At 66.8% G+C, this 12132-nt stretch carries 12 protein-coding genes; 8 read left to right on the plus strand and 4 right to left on the minus strand.

The features are described from left to right. The first annotated feature begins 238 nt into the window (after positions 1-238). The 3 genes from NN4_RS18670 (at position 239) to NN4_RS18680 (ending at position 3084) form a co-directional block, all read left to right on the plus strand. Entirely contained in the window at positions 239-1495 is a 1257-nt protein-coding gene (locus NN4_RS18670) for a cytochrome P450 (protein WP_147132733.1), read from the plus strand. Between the two features lie 86 nt (positions 1496-1581). Further along, positions 1582-2178: a hypothetical protein gene (locus NN4_RS18675; RefSeq protein ID WP_147132736.1), complete on the plus strand. Its 597-nt coding sequence runs from the start codon at positions 1582-1584 to the stop codon at positions 2176-2178. Between the two features lie 48 nt (positions 2179-2226). Further along, on the plus strand, positions 2227-3084 hold the full coding sequence (locus NN4_RS18680; protein WP_147132739.1) for a GNAT family N-acetyltransferase: 858 nt from the start codon (positions 2227-2229) through the stop codon (positions 3082-3084). Between the two features lie 91 nt (positions 3085-3175). Here the strand turns inward: NN4_RS18680 and NN4_RS18685 are convergent, their stop codons facing one another. Beyond that, the gene (locus NN4_RS18685) at positions 3176-4528 is read right to left on the minus strand and encodes an FAD-binding oxidoreductase (protein ID WP_147132741.1); all 1353 of its coding nucleotides are present in this window, start codon (positions 4526-4528) and stop codon (positions 3176-3178) included. On the opposite strand from NN4_RS18685, the gene NN4_RS46615 reads away from it, so the two are divergent. From NN4_RS46615 to NN4_RS18695, 3 genes are all read left to right on the plus strand, one after another. Next, on the plus strand, positions 4527-4652 hold the full coding sequence (locus NN4_RS46615) for a hypothetical protein (RefSeq protein ID WP_281289376.1): 126 nt from the start codon (positions 4527-4529) through the stop codon (positions 4650-4652). The two genes, NN4_RS18685 and NN4_RS46615, sit on opposite strands and share 2 nt — an antisense overlap. Before the next feature lie 369 nt (positions 4653-5021). After that, complete coding sequence (locus tag NN4_RS18690; protein WP_246180944.1) at positions 5022-5417, plus strand: hypothetical protein; 396 nt, start codon at positions 5022-5024, stop codon at positions 5415-5417. 69 nt (positions 5418-5486) lie between these two features. Beyond that, positions 5487-6656, plus strand: a complete 1170-nt coding sequence (locus NN4_RS18695; RefSeq protein WP_147132748.1) for an alpha/beta hydrolase fold domain-containing protein — start codon at positions 5487-5489, stop codon at positions 6654-6656. Here NN4_RS18695 and NN4_RS18700 read toward each other — a convergent pair. Together NN4_RS18700 and NN4_RS18705 are read right to left on the minus strand one after the other, a co-directional pair. Further along, a complete protein-coding gene (locus NN4_RS18700) occupies positions 6606-7706 on the minus strand; it encodes an ABC-2 transporter permease (RefSeq protein WP_246180945.1) in 1101 nt (366 codons plus the stop codon). The two genes, NN4_RS18695 and NN4_RS18700, sit on opposite strands and share 51 nt — an antisense overlap. 151 nt (positions 7707-7857) lie before the next feature. Then, entirely contained in the window at positions 7858-8820 is a 963-nt protein-coding gene (locus NN4_RS18705; protein WP_147132751.1) for a hypothetical protein, read from the minus strand. A 252-nt stretch (positions 8821-9072) separates the two neighbouring features. On the opposite strand from NN4_RS18705, the gene NN4_RS18710 reads away from it, so the two are divergent. After that, a complete protein-coding gene (locus NN4_RS18710) occupies positions 9073-9549 on the plus strand; it encodes a MarR family winged helix-turn-helix transcriptional regulator (protein WP_147132754.1) in 477 nt (158 codons plus the stop codon). After that, entirely contained in the window at positions 9546-10772 is a 1227-nt protein-coding gene (locus NN4_RS18715) for an epoxide hydrolase family protein (RefSeq protein ID WP_147132758.1), read from the plus strand. The genes NN4_RS18710 and NN4_RS18715 overlap by 4 nt, the downstream gene beginning before the upstream one ends. A 23-nt stretch (positions 10773-10795) precedes the next feature. Here the strand turns inward: NN4_RS18715 and NN4_RS18720 are convergent, their stop codons facing one another. After that, the gene (locus NN4_RS18720) at positions 10796-12040 is read right to left on the minus strand and encodes a cation:proton antiporter (RefSeq protein ID WP_147132761.1); all 1245 of its coding nucleotides are present in this window, start codon (positions 12038-12040) and stop codon (positions 10796-10798) included. Positions 12041-12132 lie beyond the last annotated feature (92 nt).

Raw genomic sequence — 12132 nt, forward strand, 5'->3', positions numbered from 1 at the left:
CACGCATCGCGGGACGGCTCCTTTCGCCAGCACAATTGAGCTACTCGGCAAATCGACTGCCAATCCCGTCACCAGGTCTCGCCGCTTCATGGAACCATTGAGGCGAATGAGTGGCAAACATGTTGGCGGAGTGGCGCGAAAACGTTTTCGAGTTCGACCCGGCGGATTTCGGCACATGCGCTCCCACGGCTGCATAGGCTCACGGAGTTCGTAGTTCGACCGCCTGGAGTTTTTTGCGATGACGCAGCCCCCACCCACCGCGCACAACCGGGCCGTGCCCGTCTCGCCCGGTTCGCCGACCGATACCGACGGGCCGCGGGTGTCGTTGTACGCACCGGAGTTCGCGGCGGATCCGCACGGCGCATATCGGAAGATGCGGGCGGATTACGGGTCACTGGTGCCGGTGGAATTGGCGGCGGGGGTGCCCGCGACGCTGGTGATCGGTTATTACACGGCAGTGCGGATCTTCAATGATCCCGACCATTTTCCGGCTGACCCGCGTACCTGGCAGCGCAGCGTGCCGACCGATTGCCCGGTGCTGCCGATGATGCAGTGGCGGCCCAACGCATTACGCAATGCGGGCGCCGAGCACGCCCGCTATCGGCAAACCAATATCGCGGGCCTCGACAAGGTCGATCAGTACCGCCTGCACGACACGGTGGCCGAGATCGCGATACCGCTGATCAATGCGTTCTGCGCGGACGGGTCGGCGGATCTGGTCCGCCAGTATGCTTTTCCGCTCGCCTTCGCCGTGCTGAACGCGATGCTCGGTTGTCCGGCCGAGATCGCCCAGCAGGCCGCGACCGGCATGGCGGCGATCTTCGAGGGGGTCGAGGCCGAACAGGGCAACAAGATGCTCATCGGCGCGCTGCTGGAACTGACCAAGCTCAAGCGGGCCGAGCCGGGCGACGACATCACTACCCGCATGCTGCAACACCCCGCCGGGCTCACCGACACCGAAATGGTGCATCAGTTGGCCACGCTCTACGGCGCGGGCATCGAGCCACAGCAGAACCTGATCGTCAACACTCTGCTGTTGATCCTGACCGACGAGCGCTTCGGCGGCAGCGTGCTAGGCGGCAGTCTGTCCACCCGCGACGCGCTCGACGAGGTGCTGTTCAACGATCCGCCGATGGCGAACTTCTGCATCAGCTTCCCGAGGCAGCCGATCCTCATCGACGACGTCTGGTTGCCCGCGCACCAGCCGGTGGTGATCAGCATGGCCGCCTGCAACACCGACCCGGCGATCAGCGCGAACCAGTACGCGGGCAACCGCTCTCATCTCGCGTTCGGCACCGGGCCGCACGTCTGCCCCGCCAGCTCGCTGGCCTACCTGATCGCCCAGGACGCCATCGACCAGCTGCTCGACGCGCTACCCGAAGTCCGTCTCGCGGTACCGGCCACAGACCTGACCTGGCGTCCGGGTCCGTTCCATCGAGCGCTGACCGCTCTCCCGGCCACCTTCCCGGAGTCCGCCCCGATACCGCAGCCGTAGCCTGGAATGCTCGCGGCGACACCGTGATTCGGGAACCAGGGTTTTCCCGGAGGCCCCGCACGGCCCGGCCCTGCCAAGCTTGGATCGTGAAATCCCCTGGCGTGCTGCTGTTTGCCGCACCACTGTTCTTCTCCGGATACGGCGTGATCCGGCTCTTCGGCCGGGCGGACGGCAGGTACGGTCCGGGGCTCGATTGGCAGGTCGCGCATATCGTCGGGCTGATCGGCATGGTGCTGTTCGTGCCGGTGGTGCTGGGTATGGGGCGGCTTCTCGCGTCTAATGCCTTGCGCAACAGTGCGATAGCCGTCGCCTTGATCGGCTTGGCGACGACGATTGTTCAGTTCGTCGCGGACGTCGTGTTCGCGGCTCAGGCTGCGGACAAGGCGGAAATGTCCCGGCTGAGCAATGCGTTCTCGGACATTCCCGGTGTGCGTCCGGCGTTCTACCTCGTGGGGCCGCCGCTGTTCTTCGTCGGCCTGATCGTGCTGACCATCCTGCTCGTCCGGGCCGGGCGACTGCGGTGGTGGAGCCCGGTGCTGATGGCGATCAGCACCTTGTCGCCGATGATCACCCTGGATCTCATCCCGCTGGCGGGCGTCGGCATGCTCGTGTCGGTGCTCCCGCTCGGCAGCATCGCGGACAAAACCGCAGCGTCATCGCCTGCGCATAGTGGCGCTGGTTGAGGCAAAAGCAGTGTCGCCAGGCTCGTTCCCCCTGGTAGGAATGCAGCCATGTCGACTGAACTGAGCCTCTTCGCGGGAACGGACCTGGCAGCACGCGTCGAGCGCGCCGATCGGTCCTTGATGGCCGAGGGCGCCCGTGCCGCCGCGCGGCGCAACCCGCAGCAAAACGTGCTGCTGCTGCCGATCGGCAGCGGGCTCGCGGTGTGGGCAGGCGCGGCCTCGCCCCTCGACAAGGTCGTCGGCGTCGGCATGGGCGACGACTTCGACGACAGCACGCTGGACGCGGTGGAGCAGGCCTACGCCGAGCGGGACGCACCGGTGCAGTTCGAGGTGTCGACTCTCGCCGATCCGAGCGTCGTGGAGCGCCTGACCCGCCGCGGTTACCTGCTGACCGGCTTCGAGAACGTGCTCGGCTTGCGCCTCGAGCCGGACAGGCAGTCGAATCCAGCTGACGGAGTGGAGGTTTCGGCGGTCGGCACCGAAGACTTCGAGACTTGGCTGGATGTCATGATCGACGGCTTCGCCACTCCCGACACCCAGGGTGTCGCTTCGAACGAGGACTTTCCGCGCGAGATCCTCGACGACGCCATGCGCGACATGTCCGCCGCCGACGGTTTCACCGGTTCGCTCGCGCGCATCGACGGCGTGCCCGTCGGTGGCGCCAGTCTGCGCCTCGCCGAAGGTGTCGCCCAACTCTGTGGCGCGGCAACGCTGCCCGCCTTCCGGCGTCGTGGTGTGCAAGCCACGCTCCTGTCGACCCGCCTCGCCACCGCCGCTGCGGCAGGCTGCGACCTCGCCGTGGTCAGCACCCTCCCCGGCTCGAAGTCGCAACAGAACGTCCAACGGATCGGCTTCCAACTCCTTTACGCCCGAGCGATTCTGGTCCGCCCCGCGCCTTCCGCCTAGCGGTCGACTACGCGCCTGAGCGGGGCCTTTTGTCGCTCACCCGCGGAACCACACCGATCGGCGTGGAGTGTATCTCCAGTACAGCTGCATGTCAGCTGACCAGTGCCGTGTGTATCCGGTTCTGCGGGTCCACCTTTCGGCGAAGCTCCGCGAGCCGTGGATAGTTGTGCGCGTAGTACCGCTCCATCGGATCGCCGTGTTCGAGGTAGTTGGCGTAGCCCCCTACGGAAAATGGAGCGACGAGCTGGTGCGCCTCGGCGATCCACCCCGCGGCCTTCTCGTGCGGGATCTGTTGGTAATTGCCCCATTCCACCAGCGCGGCATGCTCGCGCCACGGGAAGGCGGTCTCGTCGGGGCCGATGTCGCGGACGGCGCCGTCGAGTGTGTTGATCTGGACCCACCCGGTGCCGCCCGCGCGGGAATGCGCGGTGATCGCCTCGATGATCGCACCGATGGCAGCTGCGGAAAGTTCAGTGAGAACGTCGGAGCCGCAGGTGAACTGGGCGCGCGGCTGCGTGGCCGCGCCGCCGGCGAGGTGCAGGACCGCGTCCATGTGCGGCAGGCTCTTGTAGTCCACCTTCAGTGGTTTCGCGGTCGCAGCCATTGCGGTGACTGCGGCCCGTATACCCGCTTTGGCCGGGCATACCAGCTGTATCCAGCAGTTCAGCCCGCCGCGTCCGTCCGCATCCACGCTGACGCAGGCCCACTCGGCAGGGTCGGCGGTGCCGAGCCAGGTCGACCACCCGGCGATCACCTGCGCTGCGGCTGAGCCGGGAAAGGTCAGGTGCACAATGTCTTTCGGTGTCGCCGGGCAGGTGCGATAGGTCAGCGAGGTGACCACGCCGAGATGAGCTCCGCCACCGCGAAGGGCCCAGAACAGGTCGGGCCGAGAAGTCGGCGACACCTCGGTCACGCGGCCGTTCGGCAGCACCATCGACGCCGCGACGAGCCGGTCGCAGGTCAGCCCGTAGCGGCGGGATTCGAACCCGATGCCGCCGCCGAGGGTGAGCCCGGCCGCGCCGACCGCCGGGCACATCCCCGTCGGAATGCTCTGTCCGAAACGGTCCAGCTCGCGGTACACCCCGTGCAGCGTCATTCCCGGTGCGACAACGGCTTGGCCGTCGCGGAAACTCACCCCGGTCAGTCGGCGCAGGTCGATGATCATCGCGCCGGTCGCCGCCGAGGCACCCACATACGAGTGGCCGCCCGCGCGGGCGGCGAGCACGAGGTCGTGCTCGGCCGCGAAGGTGACCGCGGCCGCGACGTCGTCCACCGTGCCGACCTGCACGACGGCGGTCGGTTTCGCCTCGTCGAACCGGGTGTTGAAGAGCCGCTTCGCCGTCGCGTACTCCGCGTCGCTCGCCAACAGGACCCGACCGCGTAGCCGTTTGTCGAGCTTGCTCCAATCCACACCCGCCGCAGTGCGGCTGGACGTTAGCGGCATGGGTTCGGCGCGAGCGCGGGCCACACCGGGCAGACCTGCCGACGCCCAGCCGGCTATGCCGATGCCGAGTGCGCTCCGCAAGAAGGTGCTGCGCGAGAAGTTGGTGTCGATCCCCCTAGCCTAGGGTCGTGACCACGCAAAACAGCGGCGCGACACCTGTTGTCGACGCCTGGTCGGGCCTCGTGAAGGCCCGTCACCGGTACCAGGGAACCGACCAGCCGCGGCGACTGCGGGTTCGAGTGCGAGGCGACGGCACCGCGCTGGACGACGGTCGTTGCGGTAGCCAGTGGTTCACGGAACAGCGGAGGTGTAGGCGTGCGCACCGTCCGGATGACCGGTAGCGGGGCTGGTTGTACTCCTCGCGGGTGAGCAATGCGGCCGGAAGATACCTCCTTCGGAGGATGCCGGGGGGTCGGCTGGGCGATGTGCCACACCGCTGCCCGGCAAGACAATTCCAGGAGGGTTCGGCATTCGATCCGGGGAGGTGTTCGTCATGACGAATGTACTGCGCGGGGGCACCTATATCGCGGCAACCGTGGACGAACTGCGTCGGCACAGCGCGGCGGATCGCGCGGCTGGCATCGTCAGCCAGCGCGCGCTGTTCCCGCGGCGCGGGCGGATCGAACTCGGCCCACGCGGCTTGGTGCTGACCGACTGGAGCGACACCGGCGACCTGACCCTCTCCCGGGAGGCGATCATCTCGCTGCGCCGCCAATTCACCGCCCTCTACGGCAGATTGCTGGGCGGGCTGCTCAACGCGGGAAAGCCGCTGATCCTGCAGACGACCACAGCGGGGGAGATCTACATCCTGATCAACTGTCGGCAGATCTCGGAGTTCGCCGACAATCGGCGCTGGGCCGCCGCGATTACGGCGTGGCAGGAGTCGTGATACTCAGGTGACCAGGAACGATCGGCGTGCCAGCCGGTCTGGTGCCTGCGGTCGTGGGTTAATGAGCGAATGGTCCTTCGCTGGCTGGTAGCGGCAGTGGCGGCTGTGCTGGCCGTGCTGATGATGCTGTTCGTCTACGTGATCATCGCGGTGCACGTCCCCGCGCCCTTCGTGTTGCTGACGCATGTGGTGAGCGACTACGGGCTCTACCTGATCCCGCTCGGCCTGACGGGATTCGTGTTGTCGCTCATCGCCTTCGGGCGCAAGGGCCGGGTCGGGGTGCGGCGGGTGGCGGCGGTGACCGGGCTGGTGTGCCTGCTCGGTACAGTCGCCGGCGGTTTTCCGTTGGCCGCGGCATGGGGGACGGCGGTGCGGCACGACGCGAAGTTGTCCTTCGACGACTACCTGTCCGGTGGCACGAACACCGGAGCGCCGGTCGAGGCGTTGAGCACCGTGTACAACACCGTCGACGGTCAGGACCTGAAGCTCGATGTAAAGCTGCCCGCGGGCCCGTCGGATCGGCCACGGCCCGCGGTGGTGTGGGTGCACGGCGGCGGCTGGCGCAACGGCGACCGCGGCGAGGCGCCGCTGTGGCATAAATGGTTGAACGACAAGGGATATGCCGTCTTCGCCATCGAATACCGGATGACCCCGCCCGCACGCTGGAACCAAGCGCCCGGGGATGTGAAGTGTGCCGTCGGCTGGGTCAAGCAGCAGGCGGCAAAGTACGGCATCGATCCCGAGCGGGTGATGATCGCGGGCGGCTCGGCGGGCGGCAATCTCGCGCTGATGGGCGCCTACGCCGACGATCGGGTGCCGCCGAGTTGCGCGGTCACCGACACCTCGGTCAAGGCGGTCGCGGCGTTCTACCCGGTGCCCGATCTGGCCGAGGCGTGGCGTGACACCGGCTTGCCCGGGCGGATGCGCTCCTTCCTCATGGACTACACCGGCGGCACCCCCGACGAGGTGCCCGACCGGTACAAAGCGGCCTCCCCGGTCACCTATGTCCGCCCGAATGTGCCGCCGACCCTGCTCATGCACGGCAATCGGGACCATGTCGCGCCTTACCGCGGCTCGGCCGAACTGGCCGAACGGCTGCGCCGGGTCGGGGTCGAAAATCAGCTGCTCGCAGTGCCTTACGGCGAACACATCTACGACTTCACCTGGGCGGGGTGGGGCACTCAGCTCTCACGGCATGTCTTCGGCAAGTTTCTCGCCGAGCACTTCCCGGCGTCCTGATCGCGCGGTGTGCGCGTTCTCGGTGCTCCGCCCGCCGGGATGGCGGTTGCGCCAGATCCAGAACACCGCGCACGCGACCAGCGCCCATCCGGCCAGCACCAGGAACGGGAAAATGTGTTGGTGCGAACCGAAATACACCGCGGTGTGCTGCGCATTGACCGACGCACCCGGCGGCAGCCAACGGCCGATATGGCCGAGCACGGACGGGAGCAGCGGCCACGACACCGCCCCGCCGGAGGACGGGTTGCCGAGTAGCACCATCAGACCCCAGGTCGGCAGGATCGCCCACCGTCCGACCAAGGTGTTGAACATGGTGAACACCATGCCGGAGGTGAACATCGTCAGCGACAGGATGCCCCAGGACTCCAGGAACGGTAGGCGCAGTGCGCCGAGAACCCAATCCGCCACTGCCGCAATGGCAAAGCCGCCTGCGACCGCGTACAGCGCGGTGAAGACGATCCGTTCGACGGGGTTCAGCGCCGACGCGTGCACACTGAATTGGGTCGCGCCGACGAAGCCGATGATCACCGCGGCGAGCGAGATGTAGAAGATCGCGAGCCCGCGCGGATCGCCCCGCTGCAACGGCACGACGTCGACGACCTCGGCCGGAATCCTCGCTGCCGGACCGGCTTTGGTCGCGGCCTGGGTGAGCAGTTGAGCGACCGACTGGCCGGACGCACTCGACACATCGAGGCGCACGCCGGGCGACTGCGCCGTGACAAGGGCGAACACCTGCTGCTCCTCGACCGCCGACCGCGCCGCCGCCGCGGAGTCGTAGTCGCGCACCGCCAGCGAACCATCCAGCGAGCCTTGCATCTCCGCGAGGAACCGCTGGACCGAGGCCTCCTGCTGTGGCCCGATCACGGCGATCGGAATCAACCGCGGCGTCGGGTTCGCCAGCGCATAGGTATACGACCCCGCGAACAACCCCGCCGCGGCAGCCACCAGCAGCACCAGCACCGTGGCAGGCAGATACGGCGAAGCCCGCACCATCGCCCACCACTCGGCCCGCGTCCGCCGCCGCCCATGCTGACCATGCAGGTTAGCCATCCCCGCACACTAGGTCCCACCAGCCCCGATACCCCCCAACCCACCCGGCCTGTCGCCCCACCCGAGCCATCGCGGGTGCACACCCTTTTCGCAAGCCGCACACGCCGTATAGAGGGTGTGCGGCTTACAGAAATGGTGTGTGGCTTGCCAGCTAGATGCGGTTGGTGGGGAGCCAGGTGCCGAGCCTTGTTGTGTTGCGGGCGATGTCGGCGGCTGCGGACAGTTGTTTCAGCCAGGTGTGGGGGTGGTCCAGGTTGCGCCAGGTCCAGCGTGTGACGGTCCAGCCGAGGTGGCGGAGGGCGTCTTCGCGGATCTTTTCGGCGATGACCACGTCCTCGTGAGTGAGAGTGCCGCGGAGTTCGGCGCGGTATTTGATCGCTCCGTCGAATTCGCCGATGACGCCGAGATCGGGGAAGAGGAAGTCGACTCGTGCTACCTGGGAATTCGACGGCGTGAGGATCCGTGCCTGTAGCTCTGGTGACGGCAGATTCGAGGTGCGCATTGCAACGCGACTGCGGGATTCGCCCGGATTCTCGGTCCGGCCGTCGAGAAACTGAACAACGCGGCTCGCTTGTGGGCGCCCAGTCCGCCCCTTGGCCCGGGCGATCTGCTCGAACAGTTCGTCACGGGTTGTCTTTCCCAGTCGCAGGGCCGCGTCGCCGACTACGACCGCCTGCTCGAACGGTACCGAGCGGGCCAGGTCGACGACCGTGCGTGCCACGGTCGTCACCGGAAGATCATCGATCAAGGTGCATTCGTCGGGTGCGATCGGCATCGAGTGCACGACTGCTCTTCGGCGAATGCGCCCGCCCGCGCTGCGGTCCCTGCTCAGGTGGACAGGGGTGAGCGGAATGTGCCACACCGGCAATCCGTGTGCGATCGCCGCCGAGACGTGCGTGACGACGACGGTGGAGCGAGCGGCGGCGAACACACCTCGGGTCAACACTCGATGACGTTGCTCCTCGGTCAATCCCACTGCATCGGCGGACTCCATATACAACCCGCGGTGCACCTGCTGCCAACTCGGCCCTCGAAGTTCGTTGTCCGTGAAGCCGGCCAGGATCGCATCTCGTCGGAGGATCGCCGCAGGAATGTCCACCTCCCCGATCCTCACCGTCCCGCTCCATCCGCACACCCCCACTGCACCCGAATGCGGACAACTCGGGGGTGTGCAGGAAGCCGAGCGTCAGCCGCACACCCTTCTCGTCAGCCGCACACCCTGTATAGAGGGTGTGCGGCTTACCCAAAGGGTGTGCGCCCTCAATCGTTGGCTGTGTGGGCTGACTCCAGGTGCTGACCTGATGAGGGCGGCGGCGGTGTGTAAAGTGCATAAGCGATTTAAATAAATCGGTGATATATTTCGGGCATGGCAGCACGGCGGGAACTGGATGCCGACGAACTTGCTCGGGTGATGGGGGCGTTCACGCGAGCTTCCATTCGGTTGCCCAGTGCTGAGAAGCACACCTTCACAACGCTTTCGGTGCTGCATACCCTGTTGCATCGGGGGCCGATGCGGATGACCGCGTTGAAGGTGACCGAGCAGATCACTCAGCCTGCCATTACTCAGCTGGTCGGTCGGCTGGAACGGGATGGGTTGGTCGAGCGGCGGCCGGATCCGGGGGATGGTCGCGCGGTGCTCGTGCAGGTCACGGCGGCGGGGGCGCGGATTGTGCAGTCGCGGCATCAGGAGCGGGTTCGTCGGATCACGCAGCTGGCCGAGGCGTTGAGCCCTGCGGAGCGCCGTGCGATCAGTGCGGCACTGCCTGCACTGGAGCGGCTTGCCGTGCTGATGGACGTCGACCTACCCGCTGCCAATCATGCTGAAGTGGAAGGACATTCATGACATCGCAGTTCCCCTTGGAGCCGTCGCCCATCCATGTTTCGGACGACGTACTGGAAGATCTCGCGACCCGGCTCCGGCTGACCAGGTGGCCCGACGACGTTGGCAACGACGACTGGCACTACGGCGTCCGCCGCGAGTATCTCCAGGAGCTGGTCGAGTACTGGATCAACGAATACGACTGGCGCAAAGCCGAATCCGCGATCAACGCCTACGCGCACTACCGGGTGACCATCGATGATGTCCCGATCCACTTCCTGCGCAAACCAGGCGTCGGACCCAACCCGACCCCACTGATCCTCACCCACGGCTGGCCATGGACCTTCTGGCACTGGGCCAAGGTGATCGACCCGCTCGCCGACCCGGCGGCGTTCGGCGGCGACCCGGCGGACGCGTTCGACGTCATCGTCCCCTCGCTGCCCGGCTTCGGTTTCTCGACGCCGCTGCCGAAGCACCCGGACATGAACTTCTGGAAGGTCGCCGACCTCTGGCACACGCTGATGACCGACACCCTCGGCCACGAGAAATACGCCGCGGCGGGGTGTGACGTCGGCGCACTCGTCACCGGCGAACTCGGCCACCGCTACGCCGACCAACTGCACGGCATCCACATCGGCTCCGGCCAGAAGCTCACCCTCTTCAGCGGTGACCGCGCGTGGGATCTCAGTGGCGGGCAACCGATTCCGCCGGGCCTGCCCGAGCCTGCCTACCGGCAACTGCTCTCGCTGGAGCGCCGGTTCGCCGTCCACCTCGCCGCGCACGTCCTGCAACCGAGCACCCTCGCCTACGGTCTCACCGACTCACCCGCCGGCCTGCTCGCCTGGATCCTGCAGCGCTGGGTCACCTGGAGCGACAGCCACGGTGACGTGGAGACGGTCTTCACCAAGGACGACCTGCTGACCCACACCATGATCTACTGGGTCAACAACGCCATCGGCACCTCGATCCGCTACTACGCCAACGCGAATCGCTACCCGTGGACACCCGCGCACGATCGCATCCCGGTGATCGAGGCACCCACCGGCATCACCTTCGTCGGCCACGAAAACCCGCCGGGCGTAACAACTCCCGAGCAACGGGTGCAGAGCTGGCTCGCCAGCGATCGCGCCGAGTGGTACAACCACGTCAACCTGACCGCCCACGAGGCGGGCGGGCATTTCATTCCGTGGGAACTCCCCGACGCCTGGGTCGACGACCTGCGCCGCACCTTCCGCACCCGACGCTGAACACCGCAGAGCCCGAGCTGGTTTCAGGCCTCCTTACGCGCCATCCGCGGCTCCGTGGTCGCCGGGATCGGCAAGCGCCCGAGTTCGGGCGTCACCCCGAGCAGCCGCAGCAACGGCGACGTCATGGCCGTGGTCACCAACGCCATCACGACCAGAATCGAGTAGAGCTGCACGCCGATGAGTCCCGTGGTCAGCCCGACGTTCAGGATGATGAGTTCGGTGAGCCCCCTGGTGTTCATCAGGCTCGCCAGCGCACCGGCCTCGCGCGGCTCGATCCCGTTGGCGCGTGCGGCGAAATAGGTGCCACCGAGCTTTCCGGCCAGCGCGGTGACCAGGATCGCGATCATCTCGGCGACGCCGGCACGGTCGAGCGAGCTGAGATCCACCTGGAGTCCCGCGATGACGAAGAAGGCGGGCAAGAATACCGAACTCAGCAGTTGCGCACCGGTTTCCACCACCGGCCGGTGCGTGCGCGGGAAGACGACCCCGAACAGGAAGGCGCCGAAGATCAGGTGCAGACCGATCCATTCGGTGGCCGCACCGAAGACCAGCGCACCGCAGACGGCGAGGAAGATCATCGTGTTGTCGTTGGTCGCCGCGGTGGATCGCGAGGCGCGGACCAGCAGCGGCCGCACCAGCCACCACATCGCCGGCACCAGCGGCACGAACAGCAGCAGTCGCCACTGGTCGCCCGTGCCTGGCCGGGCCAGCCCGATGACGAAGGCGAGCACGATCCACGCCAGGATGTCGTCGATGGCCGCGCTGGCCATACTGAGCTGCCCGATCCTGGTGCCCATCAGGTCGCGCTCGATCAGGATGCGGGCCAGCACCGGGAACGCGGTGACGGCGAGCGCGCAACCGATGAACAGCGCGAAGGTCAGCCGGTTGTCCTGGTGATATCTCGACAGAACCAGCAGCGCGACACCGCAACCGAGCGCGAACGGCACAAAGTAGGCGGACAGCGATACGGTGGCCACGGCCCGGCGATTGCCGTTGAACGAGCCGCGGTCGATCTCCAGCCCGGCGAGGAACATGAAGATCATCACGCCGACATTCGCGAACGCGCTCAGATAGGAACGCACGTCCTGCGGAAAAACGATGCCGGATAAATGTGCCCCCAGAATTGTGGGCCCCGCGATAATTCCCGCCGCGATTTCCCCGATTACCGCGGGCTGACCCAGGCGCTCGGCCAGCTTGCCGAGTAACCGCGCCGCCACCGCGATGAGCACGAGATCCAGTAGCAGAAACACCATGTGGTTACTGGGCAACGCTCGCTCCGTTCGAAATGGGCGTGCCGCAGCCCGCCCGGCTCCTCCGCCGGAACCGCGCCGAAGAATTCCATGGATAGTGGTTTTCCAGC

Origin of the sequence: Nocardia ninae NBRC 108245 (assembly GCF_007990755.1) — a bacterium.
GTDB classification, from domain to species: domain Bacteria; phylum Actinomycetota; class Actinomycetes; order Mycobacteriales; family Mycobacteriaceae; genus Nocardia; species Nocardia ninae.

Bases quoted from the DNA above. Each gene is read 5' to 3' on its own strand.
- NN4_RS18670 (WP_147132733.1), top strand. From the start codon at position 239: ATGACGCAGCCCCCACCCACCGCGCACAACCGGGCCGTGCCCGTCTCG.
- NN4_RS18680 (WP_147132739.1), top strand. From the start codon at position 2,227: ATGTCGACTGAACTGAGCCTCTTCGCGGGAACGGACCTGGCAGCACGC.
- NN4_RS46615 (WP_281289376.1), top strand. From the start codon at position 4,527: ATGGGTTCGGCGCGAGCGCGGGCCACACCGGGCAGACCTGCCGACGCC.
- NN4_RS18685 (WP_147132741.1), bottom strand. From the start codon at position 4,528: ATGCCGCTAACGTCCAGCCGCACTGCGGCGGGTGTGGATTGGAGCAAG.
- NN4_RS18690 (WP_246180944.1), top strand. From the start codon at position 5,022: ATGACGAATGTACTGCGCGGGGGCACCTATATCGCGGCAACCGTGGAC.
- NN4_RS18695 (WP_147132748.1), top strand. From the start codon at position 5,487: ATGGTCCTTCGCTGGCTGGTAGCGGCAGTGGCGGCTGTGCTGGCCGTG.
- NN4_RS18700 (WP_246180945.1), bottom strand. From the start codon at position 7,706: ATGGCTAACCTGCATGGTCAGCATGGGCGGCGGCGGACGCGGGCCGAG.
- NN4_RS18710 (WP_147132754.1), top strand. From the start codon at position 9,073: ATGGCAGCACGGCGGGAACTGGATGCCGACGAACTTGCTCGGGTGATG.
- NN4_RS18715 (WP_147132758.1), top strand. From the start codon at position 9,546: ATGACATCGCAGTTCCCCTTGGAGCCGTCGCCCATCCATGTTTCGGAC.